This window comes from Arcicella sp. BE140, assembly GCF_031456255.1.
GTDB lineage: Bacteria > Bacteroidota > Bacteroidia > Cytophagales > Spirosomataceae > Arcicella > Arcicella aquatica.
Genome location: NZ_JAVDUE010000014.1, coordinates 132,512 through 152,150, shown reverse-complemented (window position 1 = coordinate 152,150; position 19,639 = coordinate 132,512). Strand labels below are relative to the sequence as shown.

Sequence of the window (19,639 nt, the reverse complement as noted above, 5' to 3'; positions counted from 1 at the left end):
CTTTTCAGGTTTATAATAAAGCAAAAGAAGGTGTATTGTAACTAATGAAATAGTTGAAAACCGTAAATTTTCGCACAAATGTTATGAGAACCTCGATTTGTGTAGCCATTCTTCAATAAATAATCTACAAAATGGCTTTCACCTGCCCCAACGTCTATAATTTGAGCATTTTAGGTAAATTCATTTCTTCAAAAAAACGAATAGATGTTTCGGGAACGGGTTGAAACCAACTCACATTTTCAAAGGTTTTAGTTTGATAAACATTTTCCCAATGTTGTTTTTGTGCTTTCATTTTTTTGATTTTTGAGTAAACAAAATATTTCTTTAAATCTAATCAAAAAATCCAAATATTCTTAATCTTTTTTAGGGCAACAAAAGCCCTCCCAAGTATTTTGAACACTTAGAAGGGCTAAAAATCTTTATTTTAATAGACAAGTTTGTTATTAAAAAAAAATCATTGACAGCACTTTTTAATGAATAATTTTTTGAATAACCATTTTAGGAATTTCATATTTGTATCATTCGTTTTTATTAAGTAGAGTTATTGCCACAAAAGAAATACGTTTCAAATAAGAATACCCCAACCAAACACAGACTATATACAGAAATAAAACAAAATAGGTAATTAAACTAAATGCCTGCAAATAGTTTGATATATTCGTTCCTACAATATCACTGGTGGCAAAGCCTACAATTATTCCGCTGACAATTAGCACATTACGGAGTTTTCTTTTACGCTCAATTGTCAAAATTTGGTATAACCCCACAATTGGCAATAACAATACTACATGATGACCTTCCCACGATACACCCGACACTAATAGAATTGTTAAATATATCACTATAATGCTTAATAAAGGAATCTGAATTTGTTTACGTGTTTTAAAAACGAAAAAATATGTTATTCCCAAAATAATTAATCGTACAATGAGGCTGATTTTTCCAACCAAATTTGGCGATAATTCAGCAATGTTATAATGAATCCCATTCAAATCAGGATGAGTCATTAAGAGTTTAGAAAGTGTTGCCGAAATCCCAAAAGCAATCCAAAGTGTATATACTTTTCCTTCTAACAAAAATGGTTTAAAAGCTATATTCCAAAAATCAAAATAGTCTTGTATTCCCAGACTTATTCCTCTAAACCCTATGATAATTATGAGCAAAGCTACGCTATACCCAAGCACGGAAATAAATGTATGAACTGGACGACGAATAAAAAGAACAATAATAATTAACAATGGCATAACCTTCGTCCACATCGCTAATGTTAATAAGGCTAAACCAAAATTTACATTATTTTTGAGATAAAAATATAATCCTGCGACACTCATCAAAGCGACTAACTCATTGACATTCACCCAAATGATATTATGCCAAAAGTATCTGATAGTAGTTATAATTCCAATGGTTAAGGCTAATTTGAGTTTGTCATTAGGAAAATATATTTCGAGAATTCGATAAGTCAGAATAATCAATAATAACCAAGCCGTGAAATTAAAAAAAGTAAATACACCTACCGCAAGTGGGAAAGGCATTAATGCCAATAATTGGAAAATTAAAGCTGCCACAGGTGGGTATAAATATTCCTGCGTTCCTGGGATAATCTCATATAAATGCTGTCCTAAAATAAATTTTTTCCCAACAGCCCAGAATATGTAAGGGTCGCCATGTATATCTTCTGTACGTGATTCCTTTATTGAGATAATAATAGCTAAAATAAGAAATAGAAGAAAAAAATACCACTTTTTTTTGATAAAAAGTAGAGTTGAATTCATGATTGCTTTGAAGTTTAAAAATATGGTTAGTTTATCAGCGTTTTATCAGATAATAGAAAGAGAAAGATAAATTTGTACAAATTCATCCTTCTCTAAGGTTGTCAATGCCACAATTTTTTGAAATGGAAAAAAAATGTTAATAGGCATCCATTCCTCAAAGGTTAGGAATGAATACATATTCAACTATTTTTTTCATACTTCTACCTCTTTGGGCTGTAAATAGGTTCTATAAATAAATGGCTTCTCGACTAAAAAATAAAATACGAAAACAAGTGCTTGATTAATTACCCCAAATAATAACCCATGCGTTGAACCATAATAAATTGCAACGGCATAAACCTGAATTTGCCCAATACCATACATGGGATTTGTGAGATATTTATAAGGTCCTGTTTCCACAAATTCACAAACCTTTCTCCCTAAAAACATATCTTTCCAATAATAAATTGGAGTACCAACCACATAAGCTGACCAAATTTTTACAACCATACCCACGATGAATAATATCCCCGAAAGTATTAGAATAATCAGTTCAGGAATCGTAGCCCAAAAAATATTATAAGATGTGGTCTGGCTCATAAAAGTTAAAGCAACGCTATTGTGAAAGAATAAAAATCCAAGTATAGCTTCGTAATGTAGATATGCTTTTCTTTCGCCAAATTTCTCTATCAATTTTAACCGAAGCCCATTCTCACGAAGAACACTGAAAACGAAAAGAACGTAGGCACTTGTGCCACACATAAAGTAGATAATGGCATAATCTAACCTTTTGTAATCTGGCAGAACGAAGGTTGTCAAGAGGAATGAGCTAATCATGAAAGTGAATCTCACAGGATTCATATTTTCTGGGACAAAACCAGACATTGAAAGTACGGTGTGTACTAACTTTCTAAAAGTTTTCATTTTAATTGAGACTATTTTAAGGGTGGGGATTTAATAATAGAATGTTATCGTTTTGTGCGATAGCTGAATGAGATAAAACATTCAAATCAATGACAGCACTTTTTAATGAATAATTTTTTGAATACCCATTTTAAGAATTTCATATTTCTGAGATTTGTTGTTGATTGTAAGAATAATTATTCAGCTTTATTTTCATTTTAATCCAAGCAATCTCATCAAAAGGAATTTTACTTCTTTTTAATGCGTTTCTGAAAAGATTATCCAATGCTTTATCAGAAATACTCAACCAGTTATTTTTCATCTTTTTTTTGCTTTGAAATAAGAAAATGTACCTAACATGGTATTAATTGATTGTAAAATCGTGATTTCTTTGAAACCAACTTCTTTAATAAAATCGGGTATTTTTCCTTTCACATTATCATTGGTCGTTTTGAATCCGTCCAGTAATTGAACAAAGCCAAAAGTAAAACGCATGAGCCAGTTTTGAGCTTTTCCCCAATCTGCAATAATGAGTGTTCCATTTGGTTTCAAAACCCTGTAAATTTCTTTTAGACAAAACCATTTTGTATCAGCATCCAATTGATGAAACACCAAACAACTATATACTTTATCAAATTGAGCATCTTGATAAGGAAAATTTCCCCCATCATACAAATTCAATGCGACTTTTAACTGTTGATTTGTTAATTTACGTTCGGTAATTTCATTTACTTTTGGGTCAATATCCAGCCCAGAAAGCTGTATTGAAGGATTTTTGGTTTTTAGTTGTATTAAATTTTGCCCCGTACCAAAGCCAAATTCTAAAATATTTTCGTTTTTTTGAGGGTTAATTTCATTGATTAATGTTTCACGAATTCTCTTTTCGGGCATCGTCAGACTGATGGTTAGGTCATAATAGTTTGTCAAAAAATCATATCCTAACGCTGGAATAAATGGTTTATCTTGCATTTTAGTCTCAATGTTTATGGTCAGTTTTATTCATGTCGCTTTCGGGCATACAGTGGTTTTCATATAGACAATGAACCGCACAAGCTCCTTGCTGTTTATAATTATTGTGTAATAGCATAACGGTTTCACCTTTGGCATTTTTTACTTCGCACATTCCCGAATGGTTCGCTTTTCCAACGGTATATTTATCTTGATTATCCTTGAAATAATAGACAAATGTTCCATTTTTAGGGGCTGTTCCAATTACCTTTCCATCTGAATCTACGATATTTCCTTTCCCGTCCACCTTAGTCATTGATTTCCCCGCTTGGTCGAATCCTCCTTCTGAGGTAATGCTTCCGATTTGGTTTTTTCCATTCAAAATATGCCCTTTGTAGTCCACCATTGGCGTTGCTTTTTGGGCAAACACGCTTAAAGAAGCGATAAAAAATAAGGCGATAATTGCGATTGATTTTTTCATAAATTTTTGCGTTACGTCGCCACATTTGGTTAAATTTTCAAACTTTTTAATCTCAAAGCATTTAAAATCACGGACACTGAACTAAAACTCATTGCTAAGGCAGCAATCATAGGAGAAAGTAAAATGCCAAAAAATGGATATAAAACTCCTGCGGCAATTGGAACGCCCAACACATTATAAATAAAGGCAAAAAATAGATTTTGCTTGATATTTTTCATCACAGCATGGCTCAATTTTTTAGCTTTCACGATGCCTTGTAAATCTCCTTTTACGAGTGTAATCTTGGCACTTTCAATTGCCACATCCGTTCCTGTTCCCATCGCAATTCCAATGTCAGCTTGTGCCAAAGCGGGAGCATCATTTATACCGTCACCCGCCATTGCCACTATTTTTCCCTCAGCTTGCAATCGTACAATTTCCTTCAATTTATCCTCTGGCAAACAACCCGCTTTGTAGGAACTCAAATGCAATTCCGTTGCTACCGCTTTTGCCGTATTTTCGTTATCACCTGTCATCATAATCACTTCAACGCCTTGTTGCATTAATTCCTGAATGGCATCTTTACTGGTAGCTTTGATGGCATCAGAAATTGAGACAAAACCCACCACATTTCCGCTAACTGAAATGTAAGAAACCGTTTTACCTAATTTCTGTTCAGTAATAATTTTCTGTTCAATATCTGCGGGAATTACTGCCCCTACTTGCTCCATTAGCTTTTTATTACCCAAAGCAACTTTATTACTATTTACCGTTCCGATAACGCCTTTGCCCGAAATAGCCTCAAAATCCTTCACATTTACCAAAGAAATATTCTTGGTTTTGGCATATTTTACTACGGCTTCCGCTAAGGGATGTTCGCTATATTGATTCAAAGAAGCGATATTTTGCAGGATTTCTGTCTCCTTATTTTCACTCGAAAATACTTTTTCAACGGTAGATTTTCCTTCGGTAATGGTGCCTGTTTTGTCGGTAATTAAGACATTTACTTTATTCAAACGCTCTAAGGCTTCGGCATTTTTTATCAAAACGCCCGAGGTTGCACCCTTGCCAACGCCCACCATGACAGACATGGGTGTTGCCAATCCCAACGCACACGGACAAGCAATAATCAAGACTGCAATGGCATTTATAAAACCGTAAACCAAAGCGGGTTCTGGTCCAAATTTTGCCCAAACCACGAAGGTAATGATGGAAATAATGACCACAACTGGAACAAAATATTTAGCAATATTATCCGCTAATTTCTGGATGGGTGCTTTGGAACGACTGGCATTATTAACCATCTGCACGATTTGAGAAAGTAGGGTTTCAGTCCCTACTTTCTCCGCTATCATCACAAAAGATTTATTGCCATTTATCGTTCCTGAACTGACAGAATCACCCTCCATCTTATCTACTGGAATTGGCTCACCCGTAATCATGGATTCATCAATGTTACCTTCACCCTCAGAAATTTTGCCATCCACGGGGATTTTATCGCCTGGTTTTACCCGTAATAAATCGCCTTTTTTAATGTCGTGAATGGAAATAATACTGTCGTTTCCATCTTTAATCAAGGTGGCTTCGGTAGGGGCTAATTTCAGTAATTCTCTGATGGCTCCACTGGTTTGGCTATGGGCTTTTGCTTCCAATAATTGCCCCAATAAAACTAAGGTCAAAATGACGGCGGTAGCCTCAAAGTACAGGGAAACCGTTCCATCCATGCTTTTGAACTCATTTGGGAATAGATTTGGGAATAACATTCCGATAATACTGAACAAAAATGCTACGCCCGTACCAATTCCTACGAGCGTAAACATATTGAGATTCCACGTAATAATTGATTTCCAAGCTCTCACAAAAAACATCCAACAAGCATAAAAAACTACTGGCAACGTTAGAACAAACTGCACATAATTCCACTTTTGCATATCCATAATTTTCATTAACGGATTATTAGGAATCATGGAAACCATCGCAATCAAAAAGACGGGAACAGTGAAAATTATGGCTACTTTCATTTTCTTCCATAACTCGTTGTACACCTTATTTTCATCGCTATCACTCGGTTGCATCGGCACTAAATTCATCCCACAAATTGGACAAGAACCAGCGACATCTCTAATAATTTCGGGGTGCATTGGGCAAGTATATTGTGCTTTTGGGGCAATTGTTTGTTCTTGAACCAAGTGCATTCCACAAACCGGGCAATCTCCCGCTTTATCATACATTTTTTCCCCTTCGCAGTGCATCGGGCAATAGAATTTACCCGTTCCATTTGCCATTGGCGTTACCGCCTCGGCTTGTTTAGATTCATATTTCATCTCATGGTGAGAATTCATTTCTGAACCATGAGCATCCGCAATAACATAGTTTCCTACCTTAGAAAGTGCCGATTGCAGCTTGTCAGTAGCAATATGTTGTTGCATCGTAATAGTTGCCATTGGTGGATTCAACGTTACTGCGACAGACAATCCTTCTATTTGATTGAGCGTTTTTTCTACCTTAGTGCGGCATCCATCGCAACTCATTCCTGATACTTGATAAGTATGTGTCATTTTTAAATTATTTAATCAAAAATGACATAGCTATTTTGTCGTTGAGCCAATAATTATGTCATTTTTGGAATTCAACTTTTACATTTTACAGGCTTCTGCACATTTTCTACACGCTTCTGCACAGGTCTTGCAACAAGCCATATGGTCTGCGTGTTTCTCACATTCTTCTGCACAAGCCTCGCAACTTTGCACACACAAGGCACAAAGAGCGTCCGCAAATTTTGAATCTCTGGCACATAGCTTGGCACACAAATCACAGATGTCGGCACAATCACGACATAATTTTACACATTCTTCATGCCCTGCCATTGTCAGACACATGGCGGCACATTTTTCACATTCAACCATACAGGCTAAACAGGCATCAATACATACTTTTGAATTTTTCATCTTTTAAATTGTTTACATTTCATAGATTAGTTTCTATGATATAGAGTTCTGAAAATCAGCACTTTATTTGTTACACAATTCGTGATGAATTTTATATAATTTTCTGTTTGTTTATCCGACCATTAAAGTTTTACCTGCATCCATCAACATTGTTGGATAGGTCTTTAAGCCATTACTTCCATTTTGATTTAACCCTTTTCCCATCGTATCATATCTTGCCTCATGAGCAGTGCAGTAAAATTCATTGTTTTTTGTGAAAGTAATTTGTTTAAATTGTAAATGACTACAAATCAACGTTACAGCTACATAAGTTCCTGTCATAGTCTTAGCAATTACAACATCATTTTTGATAACGTAGCCCCCGTTTGTTTTTAAATTAGCATTAGCTGCATCTTCAAGATTTAAACTGAATTGGGAAACATCTGGAACTACCGCAGTTTCATTTTTGCACGAAGTAAGTGTACCCGTGCAATAAACCGCCCAAAGGGCTGCACTTCCAAGACCAAGATTTTTTAAGAAGTCCTTACGTGAAATTTGATTTGTTATTTCCATTTTCTTGAATGTTTTATTGGATTTTTATTTTACTTCAAAATTCAGCATCATTCCATCGTCTCCGTGTTCAAGGTTATGACAGTGAAAAACGAACTTTCCTAATTGTCCAAATTTCATAATAACCTGTACTTTTTCATTTGGAGCAACCAAAACGGTATCTTTCCAACCTTTTTCTTGTGGCAAAATGGTATTTCGTCCGCCTGAGCGTGAAACAACTTGAAATTCAACACCGTGTATGTGCATGGGGTGGGCTTCATCTCCCGTTGAATTATCAAATTCCCATGTCTCAATTGCTCCCATACTCACGGTTTCATCTATACGATTACCGTCATAGACTTTACCGTTTATTTTGTGCATACCACCACTCATTGCCATCATATCCCCTGTTAAAACAAATTTTCTGGTCTTGGTTGAACCAGTAATTTTAGGGACAGGAATCAAAGAAGTAGGCATTTTGAAAGTATCGGTTTCTTGATTTTTTACGACAAAATCAAGGATTTTAAAGGAATCCGCCCCTTGTGAAGTTCCCATGGTGGAGAAAGTTTCATTGACCAAATAAACTTGTTCCCCTGTTTTTAAACTCGAAAAGTCAATCAAAATATCGGCTCTCTCTCCCGAACTTAACATCAGATTTTTTACCTTTTCAGGTTGTGGCAAAATACCGCTGTCTGAACCAATAATGTAAAAATCCGCTTTGTTGCTCAATGCCAAGTTATAAATTCGAGCCGAAGACCCGTTCAAAACCCTGAATCGGTAAAAACGAGTTGCTACGTTCAGATAAGGTTTGGTTGTACCATTTACCAAAACAGTTTCACCCATATATCCCGACATCACTTCCATCATCGTTGGATTATATTTGATACTGCCGTCCGTATTCAACCTTTTATCTTGAATAATTAAAGGAACTTCATAATTACCACTCGGCAGATTTAAGGCTTTTTCTTCGGGACTTTCCACGATAAATAGTCCTGCCATGCCCTGCATTACTTGTTTACCCGTTAGTTTATGAATGTGGGGATGATACCAATTTGTCCCTGCCTGTTGATTAATTGGGAATTGATAACTAAAATTCTCATTGGGCATTACCATTTGATCAGGATGTCCGTCCATATTGGCGGGTACAATCAAGCCGTGCCAATGCACGTTTGAATGTTCCGACATTTTATTTTGAAAAGCAATGCTCACGTTTGAACCTGATTGAACCCTAAAAGTTGGTCCTAAAATACTATTTCGATAACTTTGAACCATTACTCGCTTACCCGTAAGTAATTCATCTTGAACACTTTGGGCAATCAATGGGCTTGTTCCTGATATGGTTTCAGGGATTTTCAGAGCGTTGATAAACACACCATCGGAAACGATTGGAGCAACGGACTCTCCCATGTCCATTCCGCCCATGCAAGAAGATAAAAGGCTTTCACCAGCAATTAATGCAACTGTGCCGAAGCCCAAATTTTTAAGAAATTCATTTCTGTTCATTTTCTGTGTTAATCTACTGTTTAAAAACTTATTACCTTTTACCCTACATTTTTCAAAGGTTTTTTTTGATTAATATATATCGGAAACAAGACAATATTTTTATAAAAAGCGTGGGGTGAGGGCATAAAAAAACTCAATTTTCACAAATGATATTTTCTGAAAAATGAGTTAATTGACTGATTATAAAAATATTTGTATAAAACTATTTCTTTGAAAACTGATAATTAACCCCAAATTTCATGCCCATACCATTCACATAAGTTCTGATTGGCATATCATTTACAATACTGGTAAACGTTGAATGATAGGATGGTTCTACAAAAAGTTGAAATGCTTTCCCATAAATTAATTCAGCCCCTATGCCGACATTTAATCCTGTAAAAGTGTTTGTATTACTGAAACTATTTAGGGTTGTGTAATAATCTTTTCCATTGGGCTCATTAACTTCAATCATTATTTGTTGTTTAGTAGGCAGAGCATAATACCCCCCACCGATGGCGTAAAGATTTATTCCTGCACCTCGCCAACCAAATCCTCGAAGGATTCGCTCATAAAACTGGTATTTTAATAAGATTGGTATTTTGAGCGTTTGCTTAAAATGTCCACTTTCTCTTTCTACGAGAATTTCGCTTCCAACTTTTGGATTTGAAGTCATTTCGGAAACGGGAATTTGAGCAACCCCAAATACGGTATTTCTTAAAAAAATAGGTTTCCCATCAACCCCTCCAATGGCAGTAATTGATTCTTTCGTGGTACTTGAACCATTATGAGCAAAATTCATATTTTGTGTTTCTATTCCCGCTATAATAGACACCTTTTTACTAACCTTCAATCCAAGCCTTACTCCCAAACTTGAACAACTACCGATGCTTTCGTTTCCCAACGCAAATGCTTGAATATTATCTTTACGAATATCCTCTGTATTATGCTCTGGTGAATAATAGACACCCAAAGTCAATCTATCCATGAATGGAATCGTGATTTTTTGTGGTTTTGTCGTTGTTTTTACGGGTGATTTATATTTCAATAAAGGGATTTCCCAAACAATATCTGAATGGTAGGGTTTTGATTTTAAAAAATCGTAAGTTAGTAATTGTTCTATCTGTTTTTTGTTGATATTTTCAACATTAGCATTCAGAATATTTGTATTATTTTCAGGAATATATTTTCCGATTTCTGTTTTTGTAAAAATACTTTTATCTTTTTTATCTATAATAATTACAGGGCTTGAATTATTTTCAATTCCTTGATTATCAATGATTTGATTATTTTTTCCTTCACTCAATGATAAGTATTTGTGGTTTTGATTTATTGTACTATTATCGTTTGATAAAGTTGTATTTTCAAAGGGTAATCTATTGGTAAAAGTCTTATCATTTATTACAGAATTTGGTTGAATATTGGTAGTATACTGATTACGATTTTTTGATTCTTTTTTTGGATAAATCAAAAGGGGTACTTTAATAATTTTCGTTTGATATTTTGTAATGTAAACTGTATCGGTTTTGTAAACTTTAATAATTTTTTCATGGTTCAATATTTTATTAGTATCGTCTTGTTTATACATTAAAAAATATACACAACCGCCTAATAACATAATCATGGTTGCCAATGAACCTTTGAGCCATCGGTTTTGAAACTGAGAGATTTGAAGCGTTTTTTGCAAAACGTTGGCACGTACACTGTCCAGATTGGGCGATGGTGCTTGCAGAGACATTTCTTCAATCTTTTTACGAAAAGTCTCGTCTATGTTATGTCTTTGATTTTCGTTCATGTTAAACGAGTTTTAGCTTCTTTGTTGATGGCGGTGATTTTCTGTTGTAATATCCTACGGGCATCCTGTAAATTAGATTTTGAAGTACCTTCTCCTATACCTAATTGTTTGGCAATTTCTTGGTGTTTATAACCTTCAAACACATACAAGTTAAAAACCATTCTGTAAATTGGGGGCAATTTTTGTACTAAATTTAATAATTCCTTATTATTTAATTGACTCTCTACATCCACAAATCCATCATCTGGAACATCGTACTTCAATTGACTAATATCCTCAGTTTGATATCTAATACTACTATATTTTTTGTAATGATTCAAGGCGGAATTTACCATAATTCTCCGAATCCACCCTTCCAAAGAACCTTCATTTCTGAAACGATGTAATTCTTCAAAAACCTTAATAAATCCCTCTTGCATAAGGTCTTGGGCATCATCAAAATCACTCACATAACGAGAACACACAACCAACATTTTAGGGGCGTATTGTGCGTACAAGGCATTATAAGCGGATGATTCTCCTTTTAGACAGGATTTTATAAGTTGGTTCTCTTGCAAGTTTAACCGTATTAATTGTTGCTTTTTTACTTAATCTTAACTAATTGAGGTAAGATAGCCATAATTGAAAACTGTAATTTTTGCATGATTGAGTTTGGTTTAAATTTATTGATTTCCATACCAAGACAATTTAAAATTTGATTTGGTGGGGTGATGAATAAAAATAAATTAACAAGAATCAATTAAGCCTTAATTAAGCCAAAATTTTATAAATGTTCATGTGAGTTTTGCGTTTTGATTGTACCAATTATAAACCTCATTTGTATATGGTTCATGGAAAACTTAGTTCATTATTTTTAATAATGCCACGTTAATCCAACTCCCCATTTGTAATCGCTATCATAATTGGTACTTATTGAGATTGGTTTTGCTACCATATACCTAAAACCAACGGTATATTCTTTATCAGTATTGACTCGCCAATCGAAGAAAAAATTATTACTTAATGGTAAATCTCTTCTCTCTAATTGAAGGCGAACCTTTCCTGTGTGGTCTATTCGCCATTCTGAACGAACCAACATAGGTAACAAATAATAGACCCCTGCATCAAAAACATTTCGATTGTCTTTCGTATTAGATTCATTATAAAGCGGTAATGTTTTATTTGCTCGGGTATCATATCCAATATAAAACGCCAAAAATTGTCTTTTATCAATATATCTGAGTAAATGAGTTTCCGTTTCAAAATTACCATCCCAACTTACCCGTCCTTCAAATTCTAAGGCATTTTTATTGTTGGAAACATTACCACTCAGCCAAGCTCCTTGTGAGTGTACCGATAAGTCGTACCAAGGATAGAGGGCGTTATCTTCTTTTTTTAATTTTTTGTAATTTGTTTTGGCAAATTGATTTTGCTCAATCCCTTCATAACTCACTATTCGAGCCATACCACTCATCATGTGATAGAGAATATGACAATGAAAAAACCAATCCTTTTCTTCATTAGCTTCAAACTCAATTGTTATGGTTTCCATTGGTTTAATATCAAAGGTATGTTTCAATGGAGCATATTCCCCTTGGGCATTAATGAAGCGAAAATAATGTCCGTGTAAGTGCATTGGGTGTCGCATCATTGTGGTATTTTGTAACACAAATCGAACTTTCTCCCCTTTACGAATAAGAATTTTGTCTGAATTTGATAGAGTTTTATCATCAAATGACCAAATGTATCGAAGCATATTTCCAGTAAGTTTTAATTTTACTTCTCTGGGTATTAAGTTTGAATCTAAGGTAGTTGGAGTAATTGAACGCAACATATCATAATTAAATTCGCTGGGCATATCCATTTGACCCATATCCATTCCGTCCATTTTATTCATATTCATCTTGTTAGAATTTGAATCTCCCTTCATATTCATTCCGTCCATTTTATTCATATCCATCTTGTTAGAATTTGAATCTCCCTTCATTTCCATTCCTTTCATGCCGTTCATCTTCATTCCTTTCATACTATTCATGTTCATTCCATTCATATTCATGTCCCCCATCTCTCGCATCATTTTAAAATAATTAAGTTTGGGAATTTCAGGAGCACTAATGACTGCTCCTGTACCAAAATATCCTGATGAATAGCCTGTTATATCCCAAGAAGTAGCTCTCAATTCTGCTTTCCCGTTCTCTGGAACGGTAATCAATACATCGTAGGTTTCCGCAATAGCAATTTCTAATTTATTGACAGATACTGGACTGACATTCACACCATCGGCTGCAATTATACGCATATAACTATTCCCATATTGCAGATTAAAATAAGTTGATGCTGAACCATTTATAATTCTAAGTCGAATTATTTCCCCAGGTTTTGCGTCTTTAAACTCACTTTTTTCTTTACCATTCATTAAAAATTTATTATAATAAACATCAGATACATCCATTGGTGTCATTCGTTGCCATTCTTGCTTTACTTTGTCTTTAAAGTACCCCGCAGCAATAGCCTCACCATAACTTTGTAACGCTCCCTTTTTTATGGCATACCACTCTCCACCTCTCTTCAAATACCTTAAAGCTTGTTCGGGTTTTTCATCCGTCCAATCTGACAATAGCATTACATATTCTTTCAATTTTGGTTCTGGCTTTGCAGAATGTATTACTATTGAACCGTACAGCCCATTTTGTTCTTGCAGCATAGTGTGCGAATGATACCAATAAGTGCCACTTTGAATGATTGGAAAAGTAAAAGTGTATGTTTCGCCTGCTTCAACAGGTGAGGTAGTGAGGTATGGAACACCATCTTCTTTATTGGGTAATAACAACCCATGCCAATGAATTGATGTTTCCATGTGCATACGGTTGTGAACATGAATGATAGCTGTATCACCCTCAGTAAATTCTAAGGTTGGGGCTGGAATACTTCCATTTATTGCAATCGCTTTTCGGTTTTTACCCGTATAGTTTACGATGGTATCATTAACATATAAATCATATTCCACTTTTTTGCCTTTGTAGCTATTGACAGTTGAAACCAATGATTTCAAAGGTGTGTTATACGGGGTTGTTTTTTGAATAATTATATTTTTAGGCATATCCATCTGCATAGAATGCTTTACTTGTGCATTGCTCAAAAATGGCAAAAGTATAAATAGTATCTTTTTCATTGTATATTAGGTTTCTTCTTCTTCAAAGGATTATTGTCTGGAAAAGTAATTGTATCCATTTGGTTTTTTGTAGGCATTTTCATGTTTCCCATATCCATACCTTTCATATCCTGCTGCTTATCTTTCCCCATATCCATACCTTTCATGTCTTGGTCTTGTTTGCCCTTTCCCATATCCATACCTTTCATGTCTTGGTCTTGTTTGTCCTTTCCCATATCCATACCTTTCATATCCTGCTGCTTGTCCTTTCCCATATCCATACCTTTCATATCCTGCTGCTTGTCTTTTCCCATGTTCATACCCTTCATATTTTGCTTGTCCTTTCCCATGTCCATACTTTTCATGTTTTGCTTGTCCTTTCCCATATCCATACTTTTCATGTTTTGCTTGTCCTTTCCCATATCCATACCCTTCATATCAAGTTTTTGATTGCCGTTTTTGTCACTTTGTTTAAGTTTCATATTTGGCATATTATCCATTTCTGGCATTTTGCTATTTGAGTCAGAAAGTGAAGTTTTTTCATTATGGTTTTTCATTGATGACATACTATCAAGACCCCCTTCCTTCATATTATCCATCATTCCATTGCTTCCACCATGCTCATGCTCTTCCATTAGGTATTTACCTTGTGGACCTACTCCATAAACGTGCGTAAGCCTCGCACCATGATGTCCAGTAATTGAGAGAAAGATGGCTGTTATAATTGCTCCAACAAAAATTAAAATTTCAAAAGACCTTCGATTAGTTATGTAAAAAATACCTACTATTTTCAAGAGCAAAACAATCCCAGATGTCCAAAGGGTATATTGTGCAAATTCTTCATGATTAGCAAAAGTTTCTAATGCTAATTTAGGGGCATTGGGAGTTATCATGGCATGGAAAAGTGTGCTGGCTAATAATGAAGAAAAGAAACCACCTGCCATGAGTAGTAAAGTTGCCCAACGAATTTGTGTCCAGTTTGGATTCCAAACTGCTATTGCCTGAAAAGCAACTGAAATAAGAATTAGCACCACAGGAAAATGTATTACTAATGGATGGAGCGATGGAAAGTCTTTAAACATATATTTATGATTTTAGTGATAAAATTTTCTCAACTATTATTTTTTGTGCTATAAAAAATAATAGTTAAACATTTGAAAATCTTATCCAGATTTGAACTAAATAGACTTACTGTTTATAGTAAATTCCGTTGCAATTGTATGTAATTCTTATTTATTCTTAAATGGAAGCTCGACACTCAAATATTCCCAACTTAATTTTATCTTGCCTTCATTGGTTTTGGTCTGTAAAACTTCATACGTGAGGGCTTCAACTAATTCTTCACTTTTGACAGGTTTTACATTGATTCGGATGATGTCATTTTCGGGTTTGTAATCATCGGCTAAGTGCATATCCCATGTTTTACTCAAAATTAACGTCCACGTTTCTTTGTCTGGAATGGTGAAAAATCCGTATTTGCCTTTGGGAATTTGTTTTCCTTCAATTACTACATCTTTCCCAAATTCTATCCACGTAGCTTTGTGAGCTCCCGATGACCACACTTGGTTATAGGCAACTAAACCATTCCAAATATTACGCCCTCTCACACTCGGCGAACCGTAATCAATATGAACGTGGTTATCGCCCACCATTGCCATTGCCGTCATTTTAGGGCTTTTGGGTTTTACATCCGTTTTACTGGTATCGGCTTTGGGTTGATGGTTTTCGTGTTGAGCAAAAACACTGGCAGAAAGTGCCAAAAGGAAGTTTAATACAATAATTTTTTTCATGATTTAACCAATTTATTTGATTGATTTTTTCTACTAACAAAAAATAAAATAAAGCCTGAACTAATGGTAAATAAGCCAAAAATGGAAAAGGCTCTGAGTAACCAATTGGAAAGATTATCACGGGTTTGGTAATCCATCGTGTGCATCATCCACAAGAAATCAAAGATTCGCCATTTGTTATTTCTGAATTTCTGAACCGTTCCCAAGGCTGAACTCACGTAAACCGTTGTATTAGAAGGGTGTTCAAAAGTGATGGCGAAAGCTGGCAAAGGTTGTTCACGGTATTCGTGGTGTCCATTGGTGGTGGTTAAGTATTCGATTTGTTTGACTTTGGCATTATCAGAAAAGGCTTTTTGAGCTATTTCAACGGCTTCTTTTTTAGAAAGTGTATTGCGTAATTCTCCTGTGTTTGCATCCGCTAACTGTATTTTTTTTCTATCATTATGCCCTTTTGAATAAGTAATTTGATAAACGGGCTTATCCAAAATCTGAATCAATCGAATGTCATAAACGGAAGTAATACTGTCTTTTTGCTTGATTTTTTGGATAATTTCTTGGGGACTAACCAATTGAATATCTGCCGCAAGCGGATGGATATGAGCCTTTTGGTGGTCGCTGTGTACTTCATCCATGTTCGACCAACTGAAATACAAACCGCCAATCGTCCAAAATAAAAACTGGATTCCTAAGATTAGCCCTAACCAACGATGCGTTTTTCTGACTTTTCGATGAAGTTCTACTTTTTTCATTATCAATCTTGTGGTTAAAATTCTTGTTGTTTTTTATTCTTGAAATAGGTTTCCAATGCCTTTTCGCCAAATTGATAAAATACCACGGGCGTAACAATCATGTCTAAAAGGGTACTCGAAATTAATCCTCCCAAAATGACCGTTGCCACGGGATATAATATTTCTTTACCCGATGCCTGAGCGTCTAAGGTGAGCGGAATCAATGCCAAAGCTGCTACTAAGGCAGTCATTAAAACGGGGACGAGTCTTTCCAACGAACCTCGAATAATCATGTGAGCCGAAAACGTTTCACCTTCTTGCTCAATCAAATGAATGTAATGCGAAATCATCATAATGCCGTTTCGTGAGGCAATTCCCGTGAGGGTAATAAAACCTACCAATGTAGCAATAGAGAACGTTCCGCCCGTTAAGATTACGGCAATAACGCTACCAATCAACGCCAATGGCACATTTAGCATAATTTGTAAAACAATTCGGGAAGATTTGAAATGACTGTAAAGCACCAAAAATATACCCGCCAAAGCAAAAATACTCAGCAAACCAATGAGCTTAGAGGCTTCTTGTTGGCTCTCAAATTGTCCGCCGTACTGCACATAAAAACCCGATGGTAGTTTTACTTCTTTACCAATTTTTGCTTGAATTTCTTTTACCGTACTTCCTAAATCCCGTCCTTGAACATTGCAAGAAATTACGATTCTTCGCTGGGTATTTTCGTGGTAAATCGAATTGATGGCATTGGTCGCTTCAATATTGGCAATTTGATAAAGTGGAATGGTGTTTCCGTTAGCCGTACTGACTTGCGTATTTCTAATTTTCTCAATATTGCTTCGTTCTTCATCGGTGGTTCTGAGGAGTATATCAAAGGTTTTTTGACCATCCAAAATTTGCCCTTCAACTTTACCGTTGTAAAAAGTTTCCAAGATTTCAGAAACCTTCCCCGCTTGAATGCCGTAACGCTGCAAAGCCTCTCGATTGACTTTGATAAGTAATTGAGGAACAAGCACTTGTTTTTCAATTTGCACATCAACTGCTCCCTGAACACTACTCACCACTTGCTTAATTTTTCCTGCATTTAACCGTAAATCATTCAAGTCTGGTCCAAATAATTTGATGGCAACTTGTGAACGAACCCCCGAAAGCAAATGATCAAGTCGGTGGGAAATGGGTTGTCCAACGTTTACCGAAACCCCTTTCAAAATGGTCAATTCCTTTCTAATATCCGCCAAAATTTCGTCTCTGGTACGTTTATTATTATCTTTTAATTCTACTTCAATTTCTGAATTACTGACGGGTTCAACGTGTTCATCCAATTCTGCCCGTCCCGTTCTGCGACTTACGTATTCCACTTCTGGCACTCTAAGCATCAATTTTTCGCCCATCGTTCCAATGCGATTACTTTCTTCCAAGGACGTTCCCGCAGGGGTGGAGAAATTTATCGTGAATGAGCCTTCGTTGAAAGGTGGTAGAAATTCCGTTCCGAAAAAGGGAACAATGCCAGCGGCTGCCACAATTAACAATACGGCAACGCCAATAATAAATTTAGGTCTTGCCAAACCCCAATGCAGGAGTTTAGTATCTTGGCGTTTCAGAAAACGAACTAAAATACTGTCTTTTTCTTCGTGAGTTTTAACATTATTCAACAAATAACTACACAAAGCGGGGGTAAGCGTAAGCGAAACCACCAACGATGCAACAATAGAAGTGATATAGGCAATGCCCAAAGGAGCAAAGATTTTGCCTTCGATTCCTTGCATATAAAACAAAGGCAAAAACACTAATACAACAATGATAGTAGCGTAAACAATGGAGTTTCTGACCTCAGAACTGGCGTGGTAAATAACTTGTAAGATAGGTTGTGGCGTTGGGGAAAGGCTATTTTCTTTCAATCTTCGGAAGACGTTTTCTACGTCCACGATGGCATCATCCACCAATTCACCAATGGCAATCGCTAATCCTCCAAGCGTAAGGGTGTTAATGGAAATATCAAAAGCTTTGAAAATAATTGCCGAAATCACCAACGATAAAGGAATGGCGGTTAGCGTAATAATGGTGGTGCGGAAATTTAGTAAAAATAAAAATAAAATAATAACTACGAGAATAAAACCGTCTCTGAGGGCTTCTTCTACGTTTTTTAACGAATTGACAATAAAGTTTTTTTGCTGGAAAATCTTTGAATTTAATTTTACGTCCTTCGGCAAAGTGGTTTGTAATTCTAAAAGAGCTTTTTCAACTTCATCGGTTAGTTGAACGGTATTGGCACCTGGTTGTTTTTCAACCGTTAAAATTACAGCAGGTTTGGCATTAATACTGGCATCACCCCGTTTGAGGGCTGAACCAAATTTCACGTCTGCCACTTGCGAAAGTATCACGGGTAAACCGTCTTTGTTGCCTACTACGGTTTGGGCTAAATCCGCTAAGGTATTGGCTCTACCTACGTTTCTGATAAGTACCTCAGAGCCAAAACGATTGAAAAAATTACCCGTTGTATTCTGATTGGTGAGTAGTAGAGCATTATCAATATCATCAACGGAGAGGTTATATTGTCTTAATTTGTCGCTCGAAATTAAGATTTGATATTGCTTACGTTCCCCACCGATGGGAATTACTTGCGACACCCCTTTGATACTCATTAATCTTCTACGAATCGTAAAATCCGCAAGGGTGCGTAAATCAGCAGGGCTGGTGGTATCGCTACTCACCCCAATCAACATAATTTGTCCCATGACCGAACTTATCGGACCCATCACGGGCGTAATACCGTTGGGCAGTTGGACAGTCTGTAATTTTTCAGCCACCAACTGCCTTGCACGATACACGTCTGTTTTCCAATCAAACTCAACAAACACCATTCCGATACCAATTGCCGCACTACTTCTCACGACTTCAACCCCAGGAGCCCCATTCAAAGAAGTTTCTACGGGTAAAATCACTTGGGTTTCTATTTCTTCGGGAGCTAACCCGTTAGATTCCAAGAAAATAGTTACCCTCGGACGGTTTAAGTCGGGCAGTACATCAACGGGCAAATTAATAATCGTAACGACTCCATAAACCATAATCAAAGCGGCAAAAGCCACCACAAATAAGCGGTTATGAAGGGAGAATTGAATGAGTTTATTAAGCATTTTTTTTGATATTTATTAGATATTTTCGTT

General features: G+C 35.8%; 17 protein-coding genes. All 17 read right to left on the bottom strand.

Features of this window, described 5'->3' with window-relative positions:
* Positions 1 to 154: 154 nt before the first annotated feature.
* Positions 155 to 292: a hypothetical protein gene (locus tag J2Y60_RS18615; protein WP_309921985.1), complete on the bottom strand. Its 138-nt coding sequence runs from the start codon at positions 290 to 292 to the stop codon at positions 155 to 157.
* Between the two features lie 226 nt (positions 293 to 518).
* Positions 519 to 1,775, bottom strand: coding sequence for a glycosyltransferase family 87 protein (locus tag J2Y60_RS18610; protein WP_309921987.1), 1,257 nt, complete (start codon positions 1,773 to 1,775; stop codon positions 519 to 521).
* Positions 1,776 to 1,967: 192 nt separating this feature from the next.
* Positions 1,968 to 2,678, bottom strand: a complete 711-nt coding sequence (locus J2Y60_RS18605) for a methyltransferase (RefSeq protein WP_309921990.1) — start codon at positions 2,676 to 2,678, stop codon at positions 1,968 to 1,970.
* A 139-nt stretch (positions 2,679 to 2,817) separates the two neighbouring features.
* Positions 2,818 to 2,979, bottom strand: a complete 162-nt coding sequence (locus J2Y60_RS18600) for a hypothetical protein (RefSeq protein ID WP_309921992.1) — start codon at positions 2,977 to 2,979, stop codon at positions 2,818 to 2,820.
* The gene (locus J2Y60_RS18595) at positions 2,976 to 3,626 is read right to left on the bottom strand and encodes a class I SAM-dependent methyltransferase (RefSeq protein WP_309921993.1); all 651 of its coding nucleotides are present in this window, start codon (positions 3,624 to 3,626) and stop codon (positions 2,976 to 2,978) included. The genes J2Y60_RS18600 and J2Y60_RS18595 overlap by 4 nt, the downstream gene beginning before the upstream one ends.
* Positions 3,627 to 3,633: 7 nt before the next feature.
* Positions 3,634 to 4,086: a DUF3659 domain-containing protein gene (locus J2Y60_RS18590; RefSeq protein WP_309921996.1), complete on the bottom strand. Its 453-nt coding sequence runs from the start codon at positions 4,084 to 4,086 to the stop codon at positions 3,634 to 3,636.
* Between the two features lie 29 nt (positions 4,087 to 4,115).
* Entirely contained in the window at positions 4,116 to 6,623 is a 2,508-nt protein-coding gene (locus J2Y60_RS18585) for a heavy metal translocating P-type ATPase (protein WP_309921999.1), read from the bottom strand.
* Positions 6,624 to 6,701: 78 nt separating this feature from the next.
* Positions 6,702 to 7,013 carry a four-helix bundle copper-binding protein gene (locus J2Y60_RS18580; RefSeq protein ID WP_309922002.1) on the bottom strand — a complete coding sequence of 104 codons (312 nt, stop codon included), beginning with the start codon at positions 7,011 to 7,013 and terminating at the stop codon, positions 6,702 to 6,704.
* Positions 7,014 to 7,124: 111 nt separating this feature from the next.
* Complete coding sequence (locus tag J2Y60_RS18575; protein ID WP_309922005.1) at positions 7,125 to 7,565, bottom strand: Rieske 2Fe-2S domain-containing protein; 441 nt, start codon at positions 7,563 to 7,565, stop codon at positions 7,125 to 7,127.
* A 24-nt stretch (positions 7,566 to 7,589) separates the two neighbouring features.
* Positions 7,590 to 9,044: a multicopper oxidase domain-containing protein gene (locus J2Y60_RS18570; protein ID WP_309922008.1), complete on the bottom strand. Its 1,455-nt coding sequence runs from the start codon at positions 9,042 to 9,044 to the stop codon at positions 7,590 to 7,592.
* 202 nt (positions 9,045 to 9,246) lie between these two features.
* Positions 9,247 to 10,818, bottom strand: coding sequence for a hypothetical protein (locus J2Y60_RS18565; protein WP_309922009.1), 1,572 nt, complete (start codon positions 10,816 to 10,818; stop codon positions 9,247 to 9,249).
* Positions 10,815 to 11,375 (bottom strand): RNA polymerase sigma factor, encoded by a 561-nt coding sequence (locus J2Y60_RS18560; protein WP_309922011.1) that lies wholly within the window; start codon positions 11,373 to 11,375, stop codon positions 10,815 to 10,817. Before J2Y60_RS18560 ends, J2Y60_RS18565 begins: the two co-directional genes overlap by 4 nt.
* 296 nt (positions 11,376 to 11,671) lie before the next feature.
* Positions 11,672 to 13,969: a multicopper oxidase domain-containing protein gene (locus tag J2Y60_RS18555; RefSeq protein ID WP_309922014.1), complete on the bottom strand. Its 2,298-nt coding sequence runs from the start codon at positions 13,967 to 13,969 to the stop codon at positions 11,672 to 11,674.
* Positions 13,966 to 15,030 carry a DUF2231 domain-containing protein gene (locus J2Y60_RS18550; protein WP_309922017.1) on the bottom strand — a complete coding sequence of 355 codons (1,065 nt, stop codon included), beginning with the start codon at positions 15,028 to 15,030 and terminating at the stop codon, positions 13,966 to 13,968. The genes J2Y60_RS18555 and J2Y60_RS18550 overlap by 4 nt, the downstream gene beginning before the upstream one ends.
* A gap of 147 nt (positions 15,031 to 15,177) precedes the next feature.
* Positions 15,178 to 15,738: a DUF2911 domain-containing protein gene (locus J2Y60_RS18545; RefSeq protein WP_309922020.1), complete on the bottom strand. Its 561-nt coding sequence runs from the start codon at positions 15,736 to 15,738 to the stop codon at positions 15,178 to 15,180.
* Positions 15,735 to 16,487 (bottom strand): PepSY domain-containing protein, encoded by a 753-nt coding sequence (locus tag J2Y60_RS18540; RefSeq protein ID WP_309922022.1) that lies wholly within the window; start codon positions 16,485 to 16,487, stop codon positions 15,735 to 15,737. The genes J2Y60_RS18545 and J2Y60_RS18540 overlap by 4 nt, the downstream gene beginning before the upstream one ends.
* A 14-nt stretch (positions 16,488 to 16,501) precedes the next feature.
* Positions 16,502 to 19,609, bottom strand: coding sequence for an efflux RND transporter permease subunit (locus J2Y60_RS18535; protein ID WP_309922024.1), 3,108 nt, complete (start codon positions 19,607 to 19,609; stop codon positions 16,502 to 16,504).
* Positions 19,610 to 19,639 lie beyond the last annotated feature (30 nt).